Consider the following 21,106-nt stretch of genomic DNA (forward strand, 5'->3'; position numbering starts at 1 on the left):
ATGTGTATAAGAGACAGGATCACCACGAGGCTGTTGAGCAGCAACGCCACCAGTCCGGCGGCGAGCATCCGCGGAGTCACCAACCGTTGCACCGGGTTGATACCCAACACCTCCATGGCGTCGATCTCTTCGCGGATGGTGCGCGACCCCAGGTCGGCGCACATCGCGGTGGCACCGGCCCCCGCCACGATCAACACCGTCACCATCGGTCCGACCTGGGTGACCGCGCCGAACGCGGCGCCGGCACCGGACAGGTCGGCCGCGCCGAGCTCGCGCAGCAGGATGTTGAGGATGAAGCTGACCAGGACCGTGAAGGGAATGGCCACCAGCAACGTGGGCGCGAGCGAGACGCGCGCAACAAACCAGGACTGCTCGATGAACTCCCGGGCCTGGAACGGGCGCTTGAACAAGAACCTGACGGCATCCACCGACATGGTGAAGAGCCCGCCGACCGCCTCCATCGGCCCCGCCAGGCGAACCATCGCCGATTCTGGAGACCAGCGGATCAGCCCCTTCATCCCCATATAGACAGGCTCCTCCCGGGACAGTGCGCGTAAATCCTATCCGATTCGTGGATTCCGCGATACCCGATTCTGATTTTTATGCACACCCATTCTCATTTGGAGCAAATGAATCATCTATAGCCGACCGTCGACCCGTAGTTCGGGATGCACCCACGTCGGTGACCTGCGCTCTTTGAAGGCGCGGAACCCTTCGACGGCCTCCGGCGCCCCCAGGCTGGTGCTCATCCCGATCCGGTCGAACAGACCGAGGTAGGAGTCCAGGCTGGACTTGACCACGGCACGTGCGGCCGGCGCGGTGCGACAGCACTGTGCCAGCACGTCGCGCGCAACATCGGCCAGTTCCTCGTGCGGAACCACCCGTGCCACCATGCCCCAGTCGAGCGCCTCCTGCGCACCGAAGGTGCGGCCGGTGAACATCAGATCGCGGGTGCGGACCGGCCCGATCACCCGCGCCAGCATCTGGCTGTAGTAGGTGTCGGCGATGCCGCGGAACAGCTCGGGCACCCGAAATGTGGCGCGATCGCTGACCACGGCGACGTCGCTGCAGAGCGCGATCTGCAACCCGCCGCCCTGGCACAGCCCGTTGACCGCGGAGACCACCGGCTTGACCGAGCTGCGCAGGGTGTCGAACGGGGTGATGTCCATGCCCAGGGCGGCCCCGAACGTGAGCCAGTCGTCCGCCCCGCCGCCGCCCATGTCCCCGCCGGGGGCGAACACGTCTGCGGTGCCGGTGATCAACAGCCCGGCCAGCTCCGGATCCTGATTGACTCGGCCCACTGCATAGCGCAAGCCGAAGTACATTGCCGGCGTCATCGCGTTGCGGGCCTCGGGGCGATCCAGGGTGCAGACCGCGATCGGACCCTCTCGCCGAAACGTCAGGTACGGCGTTCCGAGCCAATCGCCCTCGGGCGGGCGCGGCCCCTGCGCGTGAGCATCCATCAGATCCGACTCCCCTTCCTCGGCGTGGATGACCGGGCTCAGCCGGCCAGCTCGCCCACCAGCTCCAGCGTGCCCAGATCGCGGATGGCCTGACATCCGCGCTGCAGCATGGTGACGAACATGTCGTCACCGCGATCCGTATCGGTCGCGAACACCAACCCGAGCGCGCAGATCAGCGGTACCTGCAGCGCACCGAACCGGTAGTCCTGCCAACAGGTTTCCCGGTCATACTCGCGGACGCCGTGGCTCAGCAGCGCGTTGTGATACTCGGTGACCAGGTCGGCTTCGATCTCTTTGCGCAGCTCGGGCGCCAAGCTGGTGCCGGTGAAGAATGCCAGGTCGCGGGCCGGCAGTCCGACACCCAGCGTCTGCCAATCCACCACCCAGACCTGGTCCCCGGCGGGGCTGAACAGCATGTTGTCCAGCCGATAGTCGCCGTGGATCAACGCGAACCGGCCCAGCGGCGCCGACACCCACGGGGTGATCAGGTCCAGCGCCGCGGTCAACGTCGCACAGTCGGCGTCGCCGAGCTGGGCACCGAGCCGCTGCACGGTCGTCTCGGCGCACATCCGGGCGATGTCGCCCATGCCCTTGGCACCGGCCTCGTCCAGTTGGGTCATGGCCAGGCCGGAGAACGTCAGCCAACGCTGGTCGCACCAGGTGGGCGCATGCAGCCCGGCCAGGGCGGCCACCGCCAACCGGGCCTGGCGTTCACCGCAACCGGCGAGCTGATCGCCCTGTACCGCCGGCGCCTGATCGGAGAGCAGCAGGGCGTACTCGGTTGCGTCATCGGTGATTTCGCAGTGGAAGCACTGCGGTATCGGAACCTTGACGCCGTCGGCCACGTCGCGATAGAAAGCGCACTCACTGCGATAGCCCAGAACGACGCGATCGCGGACGGCGTCGTCGCCGGCCGGCAGCTTGATCACAAAGCTGGCCGGCAAGTCGCCCGGGTTGTCGGTGTAGCGGGCCGCCACCCGGTAGGTGGCCCCGGTCTGGCCGGTGCCGACCGGAGTGACGTCGACCGAAGCCACCTGGACCGCTTCGCCGCGGGCGCTCAACACGGCCGACAGCCATTGGCTGGTCACGTCATGCGGATGGCGTGGTATCGGTCGTCCAGAAGTCATCGGTCGCACTCCGGCGCAAGGGAACTCATAGTCAAAGCCCGTCCGGGCGGCCAATTCCACCCACGCCGGGAGACGCTACAGTAAGAATTTCAGTATGGTCAACGAAATGAGGCGCCGCAGATGACGAACGGCTGGCAGGAGACTCTGGAGGACCTCGACCGGCGGCGCCAACACACCTGGGCCATGGGCGGTCCCGAGCGAGTGGCCAAACACCACGGCAAGGGCAAGCTCGATGCGCGCGCCCGAATCGGGCACCTACTGGACCCGGGCAGCTTCCGCGAACTGGGCACCATGGTCGGCGGGCCGATCGCCGCCGACGGCATCGTGGTCGGCTCGGGGTTGATCGACGGCTCCCCGGTGATGGTGGGCGCCGAGGATTTCACCACGCTGGCGGGCAGCATCGGTCCCGGCGGCAACGCCAAGCGCTACCGGATCGCCGAGCTGGCGCTGCGCGACAAGATCCCGCTGGTAATGCTGTTGGAGGGTGCCGGATTCCGCCCCACCGGCGAACATTACGGGCGCACCCCGACCGACCTGCTGGCCCAGGCGCAATGCTCGGGCAAGGTGCCGACCGTCGCCGCGGTGATGGGCCCCTCGGCCGGGCACGGCGCCCTGGTCGGTCCGGTCTGCGACTTCCGGATCATGAGCCCGCACGGCGCGATCTTCACGGCCGGCCCGCCGGTGGTCAAAGAATCCACCGGCGAAGACATCTCCAAGGAGGACCTCGGCGGTCCCGAGGTCGCACTGACCAGCGGTGTGGTGCACAACTTCGGCGCCGACGACGAGACCGTGCTCGACGACATCCGCCGGTATCTGTCCTACTTCCCGTCCAGCGCGTGGTCCTACCCCACCGCGCTGACGCCGGACGCGGCCGCACAACCGCGGCCCACTCCCGAGCTGCTCGACATCGTGTCGCGGGACAACCGCCGGGTCTACGACATGCGGTCGGTGCTCGACGTCGTCTTCGACCGGCCCGACTGGTTCGAGGTACAGCCGCGATTCGGTCGGGCGATCATCTGCGCACTGGCCCACCTGGGCGGTCACCCGGTCGCGGTGGTGGCCAACCAGCCGCAGGTGCTGGCCGGCTCGATCGACACCGACGCCGCAGACAAGGCGGCGCACTTCATCATGGTCGCCGATTCGTTCCACCTGCCGATCGTGTTCTTGGCCGACAACCCCGGCATGCTGCCCGGCAGCCGCTCCGAGCGAGCCGGGGTGTTGCGGGCCGGCGCCCGGATGTTCGCCGCTCAGACCGCGGCCACCACGGTGAAACTGCATTTGACGCTGCGCAAGGCCTACGGGTTCGGTTCCATGGTGATGTCGCTGCTGGGATTCGACTCCCAGGTGGCGACATTCGCCTACCCCGGGGCGACGATGGGCGCGATGAGTGCGGCCGCGCTCAGCGCGGCGTCGCACGCCGGGGAAGATCTGGCCGCCAAACTGCGCGACACCGAACTGCAGGCGTCGTATCACTCGGCCCAGCAGCTCGGCTTCGACGAGCTCATCGATCCCCGCGAGACCCGCGACGCGTTGCTGTCGGCGCTGCAGCGCGGGCTGCGCAGCCGCCAGGCCGCCGCCGAGCCGGTGACCCGAACCGTCATCATGCCCTGATGAGCACTCTGCGCGAGGCACTGCTGGGCGGCTGGGAGTTGGCGTCGTTTGATTCGGTCGACGCCGGCACCGGCGCGGTGTCACACCCGTTGGGCACGGCGCCGCGCGGGCTGATCCTCTACACCGCCGACGGTTATATGTCGGCTCAACTGACCGGCAGCGCCGACGCGACGCTACCCGGCTATATCGCCTACTGCGGCCGCTTCCGGGTCGACGAGGACACCGCGACCGTGCATCACGACGTCAGTGTCTCGATGCTGCCGGAGCTGCTGGTGAGCCCGCAGTTGCGGCAGGCACGCGTCGAGGGCGACCGGCTGACGCTGTCGGCGACCACCACCAACGACGGTGTGACGACACACAACACGTTGGTCTGGGTCAGACGTCGATGATGACCTTGCCGATCGCTTTGCGGTCGGCAACGTAGCGCAGCGCGGTTGCGGCCTCGGCGAGCGGGAAACGCGCCCCGATGTAGGGGCTGACCCTGCCCTCGGCGAACAGCTGCTGCAGTTCGGCGAGGTCACGCTCGTTCTCCGCCGGGAAGTCGGTAGCGAACGTCCGAATCTCCATGCCCTGCACCGTGATGCCCTTGAGCATCACCAGGTTCAGCGGAATCGCCGGAATCGTTCCGGCGGCATAGCCCAAGGTGATGAAGCGCCCACCGCGGGCCAGGCTGCGCAGGGCCGGCTCGGCGTAGGAACCGCCTACCGGGTCGAGCACGGCCTGCGCGCCGTCGCCGGTGATCTCGCGGATCCGCGTCTTGAGGTCTTCGCGGTCGTAGTCGACCGTCGCGGCCGCACCCCGCTGGCGGCACACTTCCAGCTTCTCGGGGCTGGACGCCGCGGCAAGCACTTTGGCGCCCATCGCCACGGCGAGGTCGACGGCGGCCAGCCCGACACCGCCGGCGGCACCCAGCACTACTACCCAATCACCTTCTGCCACTTGGGCAACCGAGCGCAGGGCGTGATATGCCGTGCGGTAGGTGACTCCGAAGCCGGCCGCGGCCGCGTAGTCGATGCCATCGGGGATGCGGGAGGCCACCGCCGCGGGCACCAGCGCCTGCTCAGCGAAACCGCCCACGAACGACGTGCCGACCACCCGGTCGCCGGGCGCAAAGGGCACGCCGTCGCCGGCGGCGATCACCTCGCCGGCCAGCTCACTGCCGGGGGTGAACGGCACCGGTATCTTCAGCTGGTACTTGCCGTCGATCAGCAGCACGTCGGGGAAGTTGACCGCCGCGGCCCGTACCCGGACCACCAGCGTGCCGGGGCCGGGCGTCGGGTCGGGCAGCTCCCGCAGCACCAGATCTTCCGGCGGCCCGTACTGTTCGCAGACGATCGCGCGCATCAGGCCACCCCCAGCCCGCGAAGGCAGAACGACACCAGGTGATCCACATCGGCCCGCTTCGGCCGCCGGCCGGCATTGAGGTAGCCACGCATGGTCGACAAGGTAGCGCCAAAGACCAGATCGGCATCCCGGCGGGGGTCGTCACCGCCGAGCGCGCTGACCGGTGCGGTGAGCAGATCGCGCAACGGCGCCAGGATGTCCTCATCGGAGCGCGTGCGGTCGGCACTGTCCGCCAGCTGGGTGCTGGCGGCGCGGCTCAGGCTCAGCAGGTGCGGATCGGACAGCTGCGCCAGGGCGCCCCGGATCCAGGCCGCGACCTTGGCTTCCGGCGTGGGTTCTTTGGCCAGTTGATGCTCCAGGTAGGACACCACGAGCGCGATACCGCGCTCCATCACCGCCAGGATCACGTCGTCCTTACCGGCGAAGTAGCGGTAGAACGCTTTATTCGATGAGCCCGCCTCGGCGACGATGTCGCACACCCGGGGCGGGTCGGGCGCACTGCGCTGCAGCACCGTCACCGCCGCGGCCAGGATGCGTTCCACCTCGGCGGTGGCCTCGCGCTGGCGGTCGTCGAGCGCGCGGTGCACCGCGGCATCGACACGAGTGGTCATGGCACCGCCGGGATCCGGTCGACCAAGTCGCCGTACTTCTCGCGCGCGGCTTCGATCCGGTTGTCCAGGAATTCGCTGGGCCACTCCGGGTCCTCGGCGTCGTAGTCCTTGAGCAGCAGCCGGGCCAGGTTCACCTTGTGCGCCTCGGTGGGGCCGTCGGCCAGTCCCAGCGCCACCCCACCAAGGAGCACATTGGTCAGCGGCAACTGTTCGGTCAGGCCCATCGCGCCGTGCACCTGGATCGCGCGCAGCCCGATCGACTTGAGCACCTGCGAGGCCAGGATCTTGCAGACCCCGATCTCGGCGCGGGCCGCCTTCTCGTCGCCGGAGTCGATCAGCCACGCCGCGTGCAGCACCGTCAGCCGAAAGGGGACCAGCTCGGCATAGGAGTCGGCGATGAACGCCTGCACCAGCTGCTTGTCAGCCAGCGAACTGCCTTGGGTGAAACGGCTTTTGGCGCGGCGGGCCATCATGTCGATGGCCCTCTGGGCCACCCCGATCGAGCGCATCGCGTGATGCAGGCGCCCGCCGGCCAGCCGGCTCTGCAGGATCAGGAAACCTTGCCCGGGCTCGCCCAGGATCGCGTCGGCCGGCACCCGCACGCCCGCGTAATGCACTAGTGAATGGCCGGCCTCGTGCGGATGCGACCCCACCAGGTGATGGGTGGCTTCGATTTCCAGGCCCGGGGTTCCGGCCGGGATCAAGAACGTCGAGGCACCGCGGTGCACCGGAACATCCGGGTCGGTGATGGCCACCACGATGAAGAACGACGCCACCGATGCGTTGGAGGAGAAGTACTTCCGCCCGGTGATCACCCAGTCGTCACCGTCGCGGACGGCCCGAGTGGTGAACACCCGAGGGTCGGCGCCGCCCTGCGGCTCGGTCATCGAGAAGCAGGAGAAGATCTCCCCCGACAGCAAGCCGGCCAGGTAGCTGTCCTTCTGCTCTTGCGTGCCGAAGCGGGCCAGGATTTCGGCGTTGCCGGTGTCGGGGGCCTGGGTTCCGAACACGATCGGCGCCCAACTGGACCGGCCCAGGATCTCATTGATCAACGTCAGTTTGACCGCCCCGAATCCCTGGCCGCCCAGCTCCGGCCCCAGATGCGGCGCCCACAGCCCCTGTTCGCGCACCCGGTCCTTGAGCGGGTCGACGATCCGGCGGCGTTCCTCGGTCAGCGGCAGGTATTCGCAGCCGGGAAACACCACCTCCAGCGGCTCCACCTCGTCGCGCACGAACGTCCGGATCCAGTCGAGCTTCGCCTCGAACTCCGATTCAGTAGAGAAGTCCCACGCCATTTTCCGCTCCTTCTACGGTAGGTCAGACACTGCCGCCGTCGGCCCGCACGATCGAACCGGTGGTGAAGCTGGAGGCGTCCGACATCAAAAACAGTGCCGCACCGACGATCTCCGGCGGGTTGCCGGCACGCTGCAACGCGGCGGCGCCGAACGGGTTGTCGGATTCGTCGAAGTTCCACGCCTTGGAGATTTCGGTGAGGAACGGCCCGGGCATCAAGGTGTTGACCCGAACTACCGGCCCGAACGCCTGTGCCAGCGCTTCGGTCATGACGTTGAGGCCGGCCTTGGACGCGGCATAGGGGATGAACGACGGGTGCGGGCGCAACGATCCGTGAGTGCTGACATTGATGATCGATCCCCGGCCCGCGGTCATCATCCGTTCACCGATCAACGCCGACAACCGAAACGGGCCTTTGAGGTTGAGGTTCACCACGGCGTCGAACATCTTCTCGGTGACGTCGGTCTGCTTGTCGTAGACCGGTGACATGCCGGCATTGTTGACCAGCACGTCGACCCGGCCGAACCGCTCGTAGGCCGCGTCGACCAATCCGTCGAGCTGATCCCAGCGCCCCACGTGCACCGCATAGGGCATCGCGGAGCGCCCCGTCTCGGCCTCGATCTCCGCGGCCGTGGCCTGGCAGGACTCGAGTTTGCGGCTGGCGACCACCACGTCGGCGCCGCAGCGGGCGGCCGCCAGCGCCATCTCGCGCCCCAGGCCGCGGCTGCCGCCGGTGACCAGCACCACCCGGTCGGTCAGGTCGAAGAGTGAATCCGCGTACCCCATGTCAACTGCGCTTGGCCGGTAAGGAGCGGGCGAGTTCGGCTGCGGCGCTGATCAACTGCGGGATCATCGGGCCCATGGCGGCGGCGATCTTCGGATCGACCCGGTCACCGGTGACCGAGGCGGCGTAGGTCTTCTCCAGCACGATTCCCAACTTCCAGTTGGCCAGCACCAGGTAGTAGTCGATGTTGTCGGTGGACAGGCCGCTGACCTGTTCGTAGCGTTCCAGCAACTCCGATCGGGTCGGCATGCCCGCGAGGTCGGCGTAATAACCTTGGGTACGCGGGTTTTCGCCGTCATAGCCGAGCAGCGCCCAGGCCAGGTCCAGCAGCGGATCGCCGATGGTCGTCATCTCCCAGTCGATGATCGCGACCAGCTTCGCGGGTGCGCCGTGGGCATACATCACGTTGGCGAACTGGTAGTCGCCGTGCATGATGCCTGGGGTGTAGTGCGCCGGCCGGTTGTGGCGCAACCAGTCCGCGGCCTCGTCCAGGCCCGGCAGGTCGCGTACCCGGTAGCTGTCCAAAAAGGCCAGCCAGCGGTCCACCTGACGCTCATGGAAGCCGTTCGGACGGCCGAACCCGTCGAGCCCCTGGGCCCGCCAGTCCACTCGTGCGAGGCGGGCGGCGCCCTCGACCAGCTCGAAGGCCAGGCCGCGGCGTGTACTCAGATCCGCGTCGAACGGCGCCGGCCAGGCGTCGCCGGTCGAGTTCCAGCCGTCCACCTCGGCCATCACGTAGAACGGTGTGCCGAGCAGTTCCCCGCCGTCGTCGGCGGCGATCAACTGCGCGTGCGGGACGTCGGTTCCCGACAGCGCCCGCACCAGGCGGATCTCGCGCCGTAGCCCGTCGACGCGGGCGGCGTCCGCCCGGGCGCCCGGCATTCGCAGCACCATCGCGGCCTCGCCCCGGCGCACCCGGTACAGGGTGTTCTGCGAGCCGCCGCGCAGCGGTTCCAACAACGGTTGTTCACCGGTTCCGGGGGCACCTTGAGTGTCGAGCCATCGCCCCAGCGCGCCGCTGTCCAGCCGTGCCGCTTGCCTGTCCGCCATCGCACGCACCTCGCAATCTCTATGCAGAGAATAGCGTTCTCCAAGCGACAGCACCAGACCACCGTTGAAACTGCACCTAGGGTCGTAGATCCACGAAATCTACAGCCCGGGAAGCAATCTCAACGACGAACTGGTAACGATGGTGCTTGTGGGGCGATCCGATCCTGATTGACCCGCGTCAGCCCAGCACTTCGGAGATCGGCGCTCCCGCGGCGATCTTGGCCCGCGCACCCATCACCTTGCCGGGCCGGCCCGCGCCGACGACGCCGGCCAGCACGCCGTTGCGCTCGTAGTAGGCCAGGAACTTGTGACCGTCGTCCTCGACCAGGTGCACGGTGTCGGTAGCCTCCGGCTCGCCCAGGCACTGGATCTTCACGTCGTACTGGTCGCTCCAGAAGTACGCCGGCACCGCCACGTCATGCAGCGACTCCCGGCCCAGCATGGTCGGGACCATCACCCGGACCTGGGTGACGACATTGCTCCAGTGCTCGACGCGCACCTGGTGGCCTTCGCGGCCCCGCCAGAACGCCACGTCGCCGACGGCCCAGACGTTCGGTGCACTGGTGCGTCCCGTCGCGTCGCACACCACCCCGTTGTCCAACTCCACACCGGAGCCCTCCAGCCACTCGGTGGCCGGCCGCGACCCCACGCCGAGCACCACCACGTCGGCAGCCAGTTCGGTGCCGTCGGAGAGCACCACCGTCTCGACGCGGCCCGCGCCGCGAACCTCCGCGACGCCGACGCCGCTGCGGACATCGACGCCGTTGGCCCGGTGCAGCCGTGCCACCAGTTCGCCGATCTGCTCACCGAGCACGGCCGCCAGCGGGGTGGGCTGCGGCTCCACCAGCACGACGTCCACGCCCAGCTTGCGCAGGCTGGCAGCCGCCTCACAACCAATGAATCCCGCGCCGATCACCACCGCCCGGCTGGCGCCGGCCGCGTCGTCGCGCAACGCCAGGCTGTCCTCGAACGACCGGACCACGCGGATGCCGTCCAGGTCGCCGAAGCTCGGGATACGCCACGGCACCAGACCGGTGGCGATCACGAGTTGGTCGTAGCCCAGCACGGTGCCGTCTGCCAGCGTCACCGATTGTGCGGCAGTGTCGACGGTGCACGCACCGCAGTCCAGCCGCAGGGTGATGTCGCGGGAGGCGTAGAACTCGGGCGGCTCCAACGTGGTGTCGTCGCGCTCCCCGCGCAGCACCTCTTTGGTCAGCGGCGGCCGGTCATAGGGCGGGCGAGTCTCGTCGGAGACGATCGTGATCGACCCCGCATACTCCTCGCGCCGCAATTCCTCGGCCGTGCGGACAGCCGCCAAGCCGCCGCCGACGATGACGATCCCGTTGTCGGGCACCACGATCCCCCTGTTTCTCCCGGCCAGGGACGATCAGTACTTGAGCGCGCCCTTGTCGACCTGGATCTGGACTCCCGTCAGGATTCCAGAGCCATCACCGGCCAGCCAAACCACCACGTCGGAGACCTGGTCAGCGGTCATGAAGGACTGCGGGTGCAGCGGCATCGGGGGGAAGGCGTGCAGATAGTCCGGGCGTTCGGTGAAGATCTGGGCCATCACCTGCGGCTCGATCATCGGAGTGTCCACCGAGTACGGGTGAATCGAGTTGACCCGGATCCGATGCGCCCCGACCTCGAGAGCCAACGTGTTGGTAAGACCCACCAGGGCGTGCTTGCTCGCCGCGTAGTGGCCGTTGCCCGGCGTGGCCTTCAGCCCGGCCGACGAGCTGACGATCACGATCGAACCGCCGTTGTCGGCCTCGATCATCGCCGGCACCGCTGCGCGGATGGTGCGCCAGGTACCGGTCAGGTTCACGTCGATGACGGTGTTCCACTGCTCGTCGGTGAGCTCCCACAACCGGCCCCAGCTCAGCACGCCGGCGTTGGCCACCACCACGTCGAGGCGCCCGAACTGCTCAACGCCGTCGTCGACCAGCTGGCGCAGGCCGGCGTCGTCACGAACGTCGACCGTGCGGGCCAACACCTTACGGCCGTGGGCCTCGACCGCACTGACCATCTCGGCGAATTCCTCGGGCGTGGCCGCCGGGTAGGTGATGCAGTCCGACGCCGGGGCGCAGATGTCGGCGGCGATGATGTCGGCGCCGGCGGCCGCCAGCCGGATCGCATGCGAACGGCCCTGGCCGCGCGCCGCACCGGTGACAAAGGCCACCTTGCCCTGCAGGTTGTGGTTCTGGCTCTCGCTCACTCGACGAGGCTAGCAGCTCAATCTAGAACGTGTTCTACCTATCGCGAACGGTCAGAGGTCGGCAATGATCTGCTGACGTTTCTGCCGGTACTCGTCGTCGGTGACGATTCCGTCTTTGCGCAGAGCTTCCAATTCCTGCAGGCGCTCCCCCGTCGATTGCGACGCCGCCCCGCCGGGTCCTGCCGCCTCGGCGCTGCGCTCAGCGGCGCGGCGGACCACGGCCGCCACCTGTTGACGTACCGCCGGATCGGAGCGGATGTCGATCTCCCCCTGCACCGGGACGCCGTGGGCCCGCAGGATCTGCAGAATCTCCATCATGGGCCCGACCTGGCCGGCCAGATCGTAGGTCTGGTTGTCCTCGGCCAGGGTGAACCGCGCGGGCACCGTGCCACTGAGCAGGGCGCTGCGCTCCCAGTCGATGCGATATCCATTGGTCGCCGGGTCGACAAGGACGGCCAGAGTGCGCCCGGAGATCACCGGTAACCGGTTGAGGGAGGCCAGAACCCGATCCTGGGTGTCGAACGATGTCAGGCCCGGCCCTTCGATGTGTAGGTCGAGCTTGACCAACGGTTGATCGTTGACCCGGGTCCCGGTCTCATGAATGCCGACCACCTCGGCCAGTGCCAGCACACCGTGCTGCTCAAGGAATTCGCTCCAGCGGGCTGATCTCGCACCGTAGCCCGCCCACAACACTGCGGCCACGATGTCGCAGCCGGTGATCAGCACACCGGAGTGCAGCATCCAGTCCAGTCCTTCCTCCCTGCCAAAGGCCAGGTAGCAGATCAGGAAGATCGGCCCCACCAGGCCGCCGAACAGCAGGACTAGTAACTGGGCCTTCAGATAGCGCCACACCATGAGCGTCAGAATATCGCCGCGGGCGCTTCTTGCTGCCAAACACGAAAGCCCCCTTCCCACGCGGGGAAGGGGGCTTTCGCCTCTGCTAGCGCAGGTACTACTTGATGATCTTGACGACCCGGCCGGCGCCGACGGTACGACCACCCTCACGGATGGCGAACCGCAGACCCTCGTCCATGGCGACAGGCTGGATCAGCTTGACGGTCATCTCGGTGTTGTCACCGGGCATCACCATCTCGGTGCCCTCCGGCAGGCTCACCACACCGGTCACGTCGGTGGTGCGGAAGTAGAACTGCGGACGGTAGTTGTTGAAGAACGGCGTGTGGCGACCACCCTCGTCCTTGGACAGGATGTAGGCCTGGCCCTCGAACTCGGTGTGCGGGGTGGTGGTGCCGGGCTTGACCACAACCTGGCCACGCTCGACGTCCTCACGCTTGATACCACGGATCAGCAGGCCGACGTTGTCACCGGCCTGACCCTGGTCCAGCAGCTTGCGGAACATCTCGACACCGGTGACGGTCGTCTTGGTGGTCTCCGGACGGATGCCGACGATCTCGACTTCCTCGTTCACGTTGATCACGCCGCGCTCGACACGACCGGTGACCACGGTGCCACGACCGGTGATGGTGAAGACGTCCTCAACCGGCATCAGGAACGGCTTGTCGGTCTCACGAACCGGGTCCGGGATGGACTCGTCGACGGCCTCCATCAGGTCCTGGACGGACTTGACCCACTTCTCGTCGCCCTCGAGCGCCTTCAGAGCCGACACCCGGACCACCGGGGCCTCCTCGTCGAAGTCCTGGGCACCCAGCAGTTCGCGGACCTCCATCTCGACGAGCTCGAGGAGCTCCTCGTCGTCGACCATGTCCGACTTGTTCAGCGCCACCAGGATGTAGGGCACACCGACCTGACGGGCCAGCAGCACGTGCTCGCGGGTCTGCGGCATCGGGCCGTCGGTGGCCGCGACCACCAGGATCGCGCCGTCCATCTGGGCGGCACCGGTGATCATGTTCTTGATGTAGTCGGCGTGGCCCGGCGCGTCGACGTGGGCGTAGTGCCGCTTCTCGGTCTGGTACTCCACGTGGGAGATGTTGATCGTGATACCGCGCTGACGCTCTTCGGGAGCGTTGTCGATCTGGTCGAACGCACGCGACTCGTTCAGGTCCGGGTACTTGTCGTGCAGAACCTTGGTGATAGCCGCGGTCAGCGTGGTCTTGCCGTGGTCAACGTGACCGATGGTCCCGATGTTGACGTGCGGCTTCGTCCGCTCGAACTTCGCCTTCGCCACTTCTTGTCCTCCTGGACTTGTTGGTGCTGGGTTACAGCAGGATTGATCTTTTTTGGTTTGTGCCACCGTAGCGGCACGGGCGGGAAGCTAGTTACTCGCCCGTTGCCTTCGCGATAATCTCCTTCGCCACCTGCGCCGGCACTTCGGCGTAGGAGTCGAACACCATGGAGTAGTTCGCCCGGCCCTGGGTCTTCGACCGCAAGTCTCCGACGTAGCCGAACATCTCCGACAGCGGCACCTGCGCCTTGACGACGCGCGCACCGCTGCGCTCCTCCATGGCCTGAATCTGGCCACGGCGGGAGTTCAGGGCGCCGATCACATCGCCCATGTAGTCCTCGGGCGTGGTGACCTCAACGGCCATGATCGGTTCCAGGATCACCGGCTGCGCGGCAGCGGCAGCCTTCTTCAGTGCCTGCGAGCCGGCCACCTTGAAGGCCATCTCGGAGGAGTCGACGTCGTGGTACTGACCGTCGGTCAGGGTGACCTTGATGTTGACCAGCGGGTAGCCGGCCAGCACGCCGTACTGCATGGCGTCCTGGGCTCCGGCGTCCACCGCGGGGATGTACTCGCGGGGCACGCGGCCACCGGTGACCTTGTTCTCGAACTCGTAGGTGGCACCGTCTTCGCCGGTGAACGGTTCGATGTCGATGAGGACCTTCGCGAACTGGCCCGAGCCACCCGTCTGCTTCTTGTGGGTGTATTCGACCTTCTCCACCTTGCGGCGGATGGTCTCCTTGTAGGCCACCTGCGGCTTGCCGACGTTGGCCTCGACCTTGAACTCGCGGCGCATGCGGTCCACCAGGATGTCCAGGTGCAGCTCGCCCATGCCGCCGATCACGGTCTGACCGGTCTCCTGGTCGAGGTGGACCTTGAAGGTCGGGTCCTCTTCGGCCAGCTTCTGGATGGCCAGGCTCAGCTTCTCCTGGTCACTCTTGGTCTTGGGCTCGATGGCCACCTCGATGACCGGTGCCGGGAACGTCATCGACTCCAGCACGATCTGGTTGTTCGGGTCGCACAGCGTGTCGCCGGTGGTGGTGTCCTTCAGGCCGATCATCGCGTAGATGTGGCCGGCGAACGCCGAGTCGACCGGGTTCTCCTTGTTGGAGTGCATCTGGAACAGCTTGCCCAGCCGCTCCTTCTTGCCCTTGGTCGAGTTGACCACCTGCGTGCCGGACTCCACCTTGCCCGAGTACACCCGGACGTAGGTGAGCTTGCCGAAGAAGGGGTGCACCGCGATCTTGAACGCCAGCGCCGAGAACGGCTCGTCGATGCTGGGCTTGCGGCTGATGACCTCGTCTTCCTTGCCGGGCACGTGGCCCTGCACGGACTCGACGTCCAGCGGCGACGGCAGGTAGTCGATCACCGCGTCCAGCATCGGCTGGACACCCTTGTTCTTGAACGCGCTGCCGCACAGCACCGGGTAGAGCTCCGACGAGACCGTCAGCTTGCGGATGCCGCCCTTGATCTCCTCAATCGAGAGCTCCTCGCCGCCGAGGTACTTCTCCAGCAGAGCCTCGTCGGTCTCGGCGACTGCCTCCAGCAGAGCGGTCCGGTACTCGTCGGCCTTGCCGGCCAGGTCGGCCGGGATCTCGATGGTCTCGTAGGTCTCACCGAGCTTGGTCTCGCCGCGCCACACCTTGGCGCTCATCTCGACCAGGTCGACGATGCCCTCGAAGTCGTTCTCCGCGCCGATCGGCAGCTGGATCACCAGCGGGCGAGCGCCGAGGCGCTCTTCGATGGTGCGCACGGTGAAGTAGAAGTCCGCACCGAGCTTGTCCATCTTGTTGACGAAGCAGATCCGGGGCACGTCGTACTTGTCGGCCTGCCGCCACACCTGCTCGGACTGCGGCTCCACGCCCTCCTTGCCGTCGAACACGGCAACGGCGCCATCGAGAACACGCAGGGAGCGCTCCACCTCGACGGTGAAGTCGACGTGGCCCGGGGTGTCGATGATGTTGATCTGGTTCTTGTTCCAGAAGCAGGTCACCGCGGCGGAGGTGATGGTGATGCCGCGCTCCTGCTCCTGCTCCATCCAGTCGGTCGTGGAGGCACCGTCGTGCGTCTCACCGATCTTGTAGTTGACGCCGGTGTAGTACAGGATCCGCTCGGTCGTCGTCGTCTTACCAGCATCGATGTGCGCCATGATGCCGATATTGCGGACCTTGTTCAGGTCAGTCAGCACATCCTGTGCCACAGCAGTCTTCCCACTCTTTCGGTTACTTCAATTGCTTGTTGTCGCAAGTGTCCGGCTGTTACGCCGGGGTGATCACCAGCGGTAGTGCGCGAACGCCCGGTTGGCCTCGGCCATCTTGTGGGTGTCTTCACGCCGCTTGACGGCGGCACCCAGGCCATTGCTGGCGTCCAGGATCTCGTTGGCCAGGCGCTCGATCATGGTCTTCTCGCGGCGAGCCCGCGAGAAGCTGACCAGCCAGCGCAGTGCCAGCGTGGTGGAGCGCTCGGCGCGCACCTCGACCGGAACCTGGTAGGTGGCACCACCGACGCGGCGGCTGCGAACCTCGAGAGCCGGCTTGACGTTGTCCATAGCACGCTTGAGCGTCACCACCGGGTCGGTACCGGTCTTGTCCCGAGCCTGCTCGAGAGCGCCGTAGACGATGCGCTCGGCCAGCGACTTCTTGCCGTCCAGCAGCACCTTGTTGACCAGCTGGGTAACCAGCTGCGACCCGTAGACGGGGTCGTTGACCAGCGGACGCTTGGGTGCGGGGCCCTTGCGCGGCATCAGCTCTTCTCCTTCTTCGCGCCGTAGCGGCTGCGGGCCTGCTTGCGGTTCTTGACTCCCTGGGTGTCCAGCGAGCCGCGGATGATCTTGTAGCGCACACCCGGCAGGTCCTTCACCCGGCCACCACGCACCAGCACCATCGAGTGCTCCTGCAGGTTGTGACCCTCACCCGGGATGTAGGCGGTCACCTCCACCTGGCTGGTCAGCTTGACGCGCGCCACCTTGCGAAGCGCCGAGTTCGGCTTCTTCGGGGTGGTGGTGTACACGCGGGTGCACACGCCCCGTCGCTGCGGGCTGCCCTTGAGGGCCGCGGTCTTCACCTTGGCGACCTTGTCGCGGCGGCCCTTACGGACCAGCTGCTGAATGGTTGGCATCTACCGGCTTCCTGTATCGCTGTTCAAAACTGTCGTAATCCGCGGTCTGTGCCCCACCGCTACCCCGCGGTCGGGCGTGTCGCATGGGCCGCCGCGGATTCCTCCGCGGCATAATGGACATGCGAATTGGGCCAGGCGCGCGCGTTATGTCACCAAACGCGCCTCGTGGCCAGGCACGAGCTACCACAATACCCGGCAGCACTCCGGCAGGTCAAAGCGCGTGCCCAGCGTCCCCCGCGGCCCCTCCGCCCCGGCGCCACTACTGGGTGCGGCTGTCCATCGCCGAGGCCAGCCTGCGCACCATGTCGGAGAAGACAGCGTCGGTGTCCACATCGTCCATCACGCCGGTCATCTCCAACAGGACAAAGCCGTGCATCGCCGCCCAGAACTCCAGGGCCGCGTGAAACGCCCGGTCCCCGTCGAGCCCGTACGACGCCAACACTTCGATGACCGGGGCGGCGGCCCGGCTGGCTGCGGCGGTGTACTCCGGATCGTCGCCGCCCAATGGCATCCGCGTGAACGCCGAATACCGGCCGGGGTGGTGATGGGCATAGCTGCGGTAGGCACCGGCCATCACCAGCACCGCATCATCGCGGGCGCGGCCCTGCCCGACTTGGGTCAGCATCTCGAGAATGTCATCGATCACCCGCATCCGCATGGCGCGGCGCAGGTCGTTGAGGCTGTGCACGTGGTTATACAGCGACGGGCCCTTGGTGCCCAGCTGGGTGGCCAACGCGTTGATGGTCAACGCGTCCCAGCCCTCACGGTCCAGGAAATTCAAAGCCGCGTTGACGATGACTTCCCGGCTCAGCTTGACCGGGCGCGCCCCCGATTTGCCGTTGGCGCGCGAGCGACCCGCCGCTGCGGGCGGGTCTGGTCGAGCTGACATGGCGTACGCCCTTCGTATCGTGCGGCGGGAGGAGATCAGCACAGAACTCTAATGGACCAATTAGTGGGGGAACCCGAGTACGCGCCAGCTGGTGCGACGTAAGCTTTGCCGAGATTGCGTCCGGTGAGAGGGGCTCGGCGATGAAATGGACCGCTCTGGCTAGTGCGTTGCTCGGTTTGGCCGCCGGTTCGCTGGTGGCAGCCGCGAGCGCTCAGGCCGTACCCGGCGACATCCACATCTACGGGGTGCACGAGACGCACACGCTGGACTGCGACGGCGGGACGCTATTCATCAACGGCGTCAACCTAACCATCCACGCGATGGGCACCTGCTACGCGGTTACCACGCAGGGCTCGCAAAACACCGTGATCGCCGACACCATCGTCAACGACGTCACCGTCTACGGTAACGACACGACCGTGTACTTCCACAATGGCGACCCGCTGCTGTTCGACCGGGGACGCGAGCTGGGGATGACCAACCGGCTCCAACGCGTACCGGCGTGACCCACGTTCTCCGGGTCAATCTCTGCTCGCTGCTGGCCGGCGGAATCACGCTGCTTACGGTAGTGCTCACCGGCTGCGAGTCGGAGGCGCCGCCCAAGTCCTCGCGGATCTCGCAGAACTTCGACGGCCGGTTCGCCAACACGATCAGATACGAGTCGTTCGGTGCGACATCGGCCCTGGACTGTGCCGACGGCAAATCGCTGAATGTGGCCGGTTCGAACAACAAGCTGACTGTCCGGGGCCGCTGCGAGGCGGTGAACGTAGCCGGTGCCGACAACCGCATCACCATCGAGCGCGTCGACAAGACGCTGACGATCACCGGGCTCAACAACTCCGTCACCTACCGCGGCGGCGATCCGAAGATCGACAACCGCGGGTCGGGTAACACCGTCGCCGACAGACGCTGACGGGCCGCCGGCGGGACTCCCCGGCGTCAAGCCTCGCGGCGGTCGCAAGCGCGGCGAAGCCGGGTGCTGGGGGTACCTCCCGCTTGCGGGGGACGGGCCGCCGGCGTCACGCTTTAGCGCCGTGGCGGCCGGCCCCGCCGGCGAAGCGGCCCGCCCCGCGCAGCGCCTCGTCGGCAACCCGCTCGATGCTTTCGAATTCGGCGTCCATCGCGTGGGATTCGGTCATGCCCCACTGCCGCAGCGCCGACAACCGATCCGAGCGCAGGCAACCCTGTGGCAACTCCGCCAGTTCGCGGGCCAGCTGCTCGGCCGCGCTCCGCGCCTCCCCCACCGGGACAACACGATTGGCCAGTCCGATCGCGAGCGCCTCTTCGGCGTCGACGGCACGGCCGGTGAGGATCATGTCCATGGCGCGACTGTGGCCGATCAGTCTGGGTAATCGCACGGTGCCGCCGTCGATAAGCGGAACGCCCCAGCGTCGGCAGAACACGCCGAAGCTCGCGTCGGCCTCGACCACTCGCATGTCACACCACAGCGCCAACTCCAGGCCACCGGCCACCGCGTAGCCGCTGACCGCGGCAATCACCGGTTTGGACAACATCATTCGGGTCGGACCCATGGGGCCAGGCCCGCTGCGGTGGGTCTGATTGGCGTTCGGCGTACCCATTGCTTTGAGATCGGCCCCCGCGCAGAAGGTTCCGTGGTCGCCCCACAGCACGGCAACCGACGCGCTCGCATCGCGGTTGAACTCATCGAACGCCTGATACAGCGCGGCGGCGGTCGGGCCGTCGACGGCGTTACGGGCCTGCGGCCGATCCAGGATCACCGTGGTGACCGGGCCACTGCGCTCCACGCGCACCGCACTCATCGCAGCACCGCCTCTCGGTCCGCGTCGCGTCGCGCGCCCAGTTCATTGGCGAACTCTGCGTAGCCACTGCGGATCCGGGTCCCCGGCCAGTCCGCAGGAAGCAGTTCGGGTGGCAGCACCGGGTCGAGGCGCAGGTGGCGAACCATGGCCGCCGCCACGATGAAGCGGCTTGGTATGTCCTCGGCGTCGGCCATCGCGGCCAGCAGCTCGTGGCCAGTCTGCGACCACCCCGCCAGATCCCACAGCGTGGCGGCCAAGTCAGCGGGCTTCTCGTCGCGAGCGGTGAGCAACCGGGTGTATCTCCCGAGCTCCTCGCCCAGCTCGACGTCGATGTTGTCCGGGCGCATCCAGAATCCCTCGCGCAGCTCGGCGAAGCGCCGGTTAACCAACCCCGAGCGCAAAGCCGCCCGGGTTCGCGCATCGCAGCCGATGCTGGTGATCACCACGGCCAGCCAGCCACCGTCCCAGCGCTTGGTCTGCGGATTCAGCGCCGCGTCCTGGAGACGCTGTCGCTCCAGCAGACGCTCGGACAGCCCGTACCCCTCGACCGAGCGGACCAGGTCCCCGGCCGCGACCAACCGGGTCAGCGCCACCCGCAAGGCTGTTTCTTTGATCCCGAAGCCCGTTGTCAATCGCAGCAATTCAGCCGCCGTGGCCGATGCGGGGTGGGCCCCCAGCAGCACCGACAGAACTACCGAGCGGGCCGTCATACGCACTGGCTTTGACATCGGGTGGCCGCCTAGACCCCGGAAGTCTTCCGGCCGTAGTCGCCGAACGGTTCGTCGCGGTGCCGCACCGCGTCGCGGAACCCGTGCTGCACCGCGTCGGCGACGAATGCGTGCCCCTCCGGCGTGTGCCGGGCCACCCCGTCGAACACGGTGCTGACCATGCGGCTGGTGGCCACGCCCTGCTGGAGCAGTGCGGTGTTGAGGGCGAGTTTGGCCATGATCAGTTGGTTGACCGGCATGGCGGCGATACGGGCCACCAGGCGTTCGGTGCGCTCGTCGAGATCAGCGGGGTCGGGGGCCTCGATCGCCAGGCCCCATTCGGCGGCCTGGGCTCCGCTGATGCAATCTCCGGTCAGCAGTAGACGTTTGGCACGCTGGTCGCCGAGCCGGTGCGCCCACAGCCCGGCCGCCGGCACTCCCCAGACCCGCATCGGCGGGTAGCCGATCTTGGCGTCGGACGCCGCGATCACCTGGTCGGCGTGGAGCGCGATGTCGGTGCCACCGGCCACGCAGTAGCCGTGGATCTTGACCACGGTGGGCTTGTCGGCGTGCATCAGTGAGGCGAAGCCGCGGACGAAGCGGCTCATCATCTGGTAGTCGATCATCGGATCCCACGGCTGATCCGAGCGGTGGTTGGTCGCCTGTGTCTTACCGTCGAGCACACTGCCCCGGTAGTTCTCCCCGCCCGCCGACGCTGAGCCTTCGGCGTAGGCGCCCAGGTCGAATCCGGCGCAGAATCCCTCGCCGCGACCCGACACCAGGATCACATGCACGTGGGGATCCAGGTCGGCGCGTTCCACCAGCGCCGACAGTTCCAGCGGGGTGTCGGCCGTGATGGCGTTGCCGTGTTCCGGGCGGTTGAAGGTGATCCGGGCGATGCGGTCGGTGACCTCGTAGGTCATCGTCCGAAGGTTGTCGAACTCGACCGGGGCGATGTGGTGTCGCATGGCGTG

At 67.2% G+C, this 21,106-nt stretch carries 23 protein-coding genes; 4 read left to right on the plus strand and 19 right to left on the minus strand.

The genetic code is table 11. From position 1 onward, the window contains the following. From LI94_RS05255 to LI94_RS05265, 3 genes are all read right to left on the minus strand, one after another. Positions 1-524, minus strand: a 524-nt coding sequence (locus LI94_RS05255; protein ID WP_046300538.1) for an ABC transporter permease, incomplete at its 3' end; no start/stop codon positions are given. Between the two features lie 114 nt (positions 525-638). Continuing rightward, positions 639-1,463: an enoyl-CoA hydratase/isomerase family protein gene (locus tag LI94_RS05260; RefSeq protein ID WP_024441023.1), complete on the minus strand. Its 825-nt coding sequence runs from the start codon at positions 1,461-1,463 to the stop codon at positions 639-641. A gap of 38 nt (positions 1,464-1,501) precedes the next feature. Further along, entirely contained in the window at positions 1,502-2,590 is a 1,089-nt protein-coding gene (locus LI94_RS05265) for a phosphotransferase (protein ID WP_024441022.1), read from the minus strand. 120 nt (positions 2,591-2,710) lie between these two features. Between LI94_RS05265 and LI94_RS05270 the strand changes: the two genes are divergently transcribed. Then, on the plus strand, positions 2,711-4,201 hold the full coding sequence (locus LI94_RS05270; protein WP_046300524.1) for a carboxyl transferase domain-containing protein: 1,491 nt from the start codon (positions 2,711-2,713) through the stop codon (positions 4,199-4,201). Further along, positions 4,201-4,590, plus strand: coding sequence for a lipocalin-like domain-containing protein (locus LI94_RS05275; RefSeq protein ID WP_046300525.1), 390 nt, complete (start codon positions 4,201-4,203; stop codon positions 4,588-4,590). The genes LI94_RS05270 and LI94_RS05275 overlap by 1 nt, the downstream gene beginning before the upstream one ends. Here the strand turns inward: LI94_RS05275 and LI94_RS05280 are convergent. The 13 genes from LI94_RS05280 to LI94_RS05340 all read right to left on the minus strand — a co-directional run bounded on the left by LI94_RS05280 (position 4,577) and on the right by LI94_RS05340 (position 17,644). Continuing rightward, positions 4,577-5,545 carry an NADPH:quinone oxidoreductase family protein gene (locus LI94_RS05280; protein WP_046300526.1) on the minus strand — a complete coding sequence of 323 codons (969 nt, stop codon included), beginning with the start codon at positions 5,543-5,545 and terminating at the stop codon, positions 4,577-4,579. The genes LI94_RS05275 and LI94_RS05280 overlap by 14 nt on opposite strands. Next, positions 5,545-6,156, minus strand: coding sequence for a TetR/AcrR family transcriptional regulator (locus LI94_RS05285; RefSeq protein WP_046300527.1), 612 nt, complete (start codon positions 6,154-6,156; stop codon positions 5,545-5,547). Before LI94_RS05285 ends, LI94_RS05280 begins: the two co-directional genes overlap by 1 nt. Further along, entirely contained in the window at positions 6,153-7,451 is a 1,299-nt protein-coding gene (locus tag LI94_RS05290; protein ID WP_046300528.1) for an acyl-CoA dehydrogenase family protein, read from the minus strand. Before LI94_RS05290 ends, LI94_RS05285 begins: the two co-directional genes overlap by 4 nt. A gap of 22 nt (positions 7,452-7,473) precedes the next feature. After that, positions 7,474-8,235 (minus strand): glucose 1-dehydrogenase, encoded by a 762-nt coding sequence (locus LI94_RS05295; protein WP_024441016.1) that lies wholly within the window; start codon positions 8,233-8,235, stop codon positions 7,474-7,476. A 1-nt stretch (position 8,236) separates the two neighbouring features. Then, on the minus strand, positions 8,237-9,283 hold the full coding sequence (locus LI94_RS05300) for a phosphotransferase family protein (protein WP_046300539.1): 1,047 nt from the start codon (positions 9,281-9,283) through the stop codon (positions 8,237-8,239). A 178-nt stretch (positions 9,284-9,461) separates the two neighbouring features. After that, positions 9,462-10,640 (minus strand): FAD-dependent oxidoreductase, encoded by a 1,179-nt coding sequence (locus LI94_RS05305; RefSeq protein WP_024441014.1) that lies wholly within the window; start codon positions 10,638-10,640, stop codon positions 9,462-9,464. Positions 10,641-10,670: 30 nt separating this feature from the next. Further along, positions 10,671-11,501 carry a mycofactocin-coupled SDR family oxidoreductase gene (locus tag LI94_RS05310; protein WP_024441013.1) on the minus strand — a complete coding sequence of 277 codons (831 nt, stop codon included), beginning with the start codon at positions 11,499-11,501 and terminating at the stop codon, positions 10,671-10,673. A gap of 51 nt (positions 11,502-11,552) precedes the next feature. Continuing rightward, a complete protein-coding gene (locus LI94_RS05315) occupies positions 11,553-12,356 on the minus strand; it encodes an SHOCT domain-containing protein (RefSeq protein WP_046300529.1) in 804 nt (267 codons plus the stop codon). A 97-nt stretch (positions 12,357-12,453) separates the two neighbouring features. After that, entirely contained in the window at positions 12,454-13,644 is a 1,191-nt protein-coding gene (tuf, locus tag LI94_RS05320) for an elongation factor Tu (RefSeq protein ID WP_046282637.1), read from the minus strand. Positions 13,645-13,735: 91 nt separating this feature from the next. Further along, entirely contained in the window at positions 13,736-15,838 is a 2,103-nt protein-coding gene (gene fusA, locus LI94_RS05325) for an elongation factor G (protein ID WP_046300530.1), read from the minus strand. A gap of 72 nt (positions 15,839-15,910) precedes the next feature. After that, positions 15,911-16,381 (minus strand): 30S ribosomal protein S7, encoded by a 471-nt coding sequence (gene rpsG, locus LI94_RS05330; RefSeq protein WP_024441009.1) that lies wholly within the window; start codon positions 16,379-16,381, stop codon positions 15,911-15,913. Further along, positions 16,381-16,755, minus strand: coding sequence for a 30S ribosomal protein S12 (rpsL, locus tag LI94_RS05335; RefSeq protein ID WP_007767794.1), 375 nt, complete (start codon positions 16,753-16,755; stop codon positions 16,381-16,383). Before rpsL ends, rpsG begins: the two co-directional genes overlap by 1 nt. A gap of 259 nt (positions 16,756-17,014) precedes the next feature. Further along, positions 17,015-17,644: a TetR/AcrR family transcriptional regulator gene (locus tag LI94_RS05340; RefSeq protein ID WP_024441008.1), complete on the minus strand. Its 630-nt coding sequence runs from the start codon at positions 17,642-17,644 to the stop codon at positions 17,015-17,017. A gap of 140 nt (positions 17,645-17,784) precedes the next feature. On the opposite strand from LI94_RS05340, the gene LI94_RS05345 reads away from it, so the two are divergent. Both LI94_RS05345 and LI94_RS05350 read left to right on the plus strand, forming a co-directional pair. Then, positions 17,785-18,150 carry a DUF3060 domain-containing protein gene (locus LI94_RS05345; protein WP_024441007.1) on the plus strand — a complete coding sequence of 122 codons (366 nt, stop codon included), beginning with the start codon at positions 17,785-17,787 and terminating at the stop codon, positions 18,148-18,150. Further along, entirely contained in the window at positions 18,147-18,557 is a 411-nt protein-coding gene (locus LI94_RS05350; protein ID WP_024441006.1) for a DUF3060 domain-containing protein, read from the plus strand. Before LI94_RS05345 ends, LI94_RS05350 begins: the two co-directional genes overlap by 4 nt. Before the next feature lie 106 nt (positions 18,558-18,663). On the opposite strand, the gene LI94_RS05355 is transcribed toward LI94_RS05350, so the two are convergent. The 3 genes from LI94_RS05355 to LI94_RS05365 are packed head-to-tail and all read right to left on the minus strand — an operon-like array spanning position 18,664 to position 21,100. Further along, positions 18,664-19,425: a crotonase/enoyl-CoA hydratase family protein gene (locus LI94_RS05355; RefSeq protein ID WP_046300531.1), complete on the minus strand. Its 762-nt coding sequence runs from the start codon at positions 19,423-19,425 to the stop codon at positions 18,664-18,666. Next, positions 19,422-20,135 carry a PaaX family transcriptional regulator C-terminal domain-containing protein gene (locus tag LI94_RS05360; protein ID WP_024441004.1) on the minus strand — a complete coding sequence of 238 codons (714 nt, stop codon included), beginning with the start codon at positions 20,133-20,135 and terminating at the stop codon, positions 19,422-19,424. The genes LI94_RS05355 and LI94_RS05360 overlap by 4 nt, the downstream gene beginning before the upstream one ends. A 29-nt stretch (positions 20,136-20,164) precedes the next feature. Continuing rightward, positions 20,165-21,100: a crotonase/enoyl-CoA hydratase family protein gene (locus LI94_RS05365; RefSeq protein ID WP_024441003.1), complete on the minus strand. Its 936-nt coding sequence runs from the start codon at positions 21,098-21,100 to the stop codon at positions 20,165-20,167. Positions 21,101-21,106: the final 6 nt, after the last annotated feature.

The organism is Mycobacterium sp. UM_Kg27, from assembly GCF_000972905.1.
In the GTDB taxonomy this organism is placed as follows: domain Bacteria; phylum Actinomycetota; class Actinomycetes; order Mycobacteriales; family Mycobacteriaceae; genus Mycobacterium.

Bases quoted from the DNA above. Each gene is read 5' to 3' on its own strand.
- LI94_RS05275 (WP_046300525.1), top strand. From the start codon at position 4,201: ATGAGCACTCTGCGCGAGGCACTGCTGGGCGGCTGGGAGTTGGCGTCG.
- LI94_RS05265 (WP_024441022.1), bottom strand. From the start codon at position 2,590: ATGACTTCTGGACGACCGATACCACGCCATCCGCATGACGTGACCAGC.
- LI94_RS05295 (WP_024441016.1), bottom strand. From the start codon at position 8,235: ATGGGGTACGCGGATTCACTCTTCGACCTGACCGACCGGGTGGTGCTG.
- LI94_RS05315 (WP_046300529.1), bottom strand. From the start codon at position 12,356: ATGGTGTGGCGCTATCTGAAGGCCCAGTTACTAGTCCTGCTGTTCGGC.
- LI94_RS05285 (WP_046300527.1), bottom strand. From the start codon at position 6,156: ATGACCACTCGTGTCGATGCCGCGGTGCACCGCGCGCTCGACGACCGC.
- rpsG (WP_024441009.1), bottom strand. From the start codon at position 16,381: ATGCCGCGCAAGGGCCCCGCACCCAAGCGTCCGCTGGTCAACGACCCC.
- LI94_RS05365 (WP_024441003.1), bottom strand. From the start codon at position 21,100: ATGCGACACCACATCGCCCCGGTCGAGTTCGACAACCTTCGGACGATG.
- LI94_RS05270 (WP_046300524.1), top strand. From the start codon at position 2,711: ATGACGAACGGCTGGCAGGAGACTCTGGAGGACCTCGACCGGCGGCGC.
- rpsL (WP_007767794.1), bottom strand. From the start codon at position 16,755: ATGCCAACCATTCAGCAGCTGGTCCGTAAGGGCCGCCGCGACAAGGTC.
- LI94_RS05280 (WP_046300526.1), bottom strand. From the start codon at position 5,545: ATGCGCGCGATCGTCTGCGAACAGTACGGGCCGCCGGAAGATCTGGTG.
- LI94_RS05300 (WP_046300539.1), bottom strand. From the start codon at position 9,283: ATGGCGGACAGGCAAGCGGCACGGCTGGACAGCGGCGCGCTGGGGCGA.
- LI94_RS05345 (WP_024441007.1), top strand. From the start codon at position 17,785: ATGAAATGGACCGCTCTGGCTAGTGCGTTGCTCGGTTTGGCCGCCGGT.
- LI94_RS05290 (WP_046300528.1), bottom strand. From the start codon at position 7,451: ATGGCGTGGGACTTCTCTACTGAATCGGAGTTCGAGGCGAAGCTCGAC.
- LI94_RS05340 (WP_024441008.1), bottom strand. From the start codon at position 17,644: ATGTCAGCTCGACCAGACCCGCCCGCAGCGGCGGGTCGCTCGCGCGCC.
- LI94_RS05360 (WP_024441004.1), bottom strand. From the start codon at position 20,135: ATGACGGCCCGCTCGGTAGTTCTGTCGGTGCTGCTGGGGGCCCACCCC.
- LI94_RS05355 (WP_046300531.1), bottom strand. From the start codon at position 19,425: ATGAGTGCGGTGCGCGTGGAGCGCAGTGGCCCGGTCACCACGGTGATC.
- LI94_RS05260 (WP_024441023.1), bottom strand. From the start codon at position 1,463: ATGGATGCTCACGCGCAGGGGCCGCGCCCGCCCGAGGGCGATTGGCTC.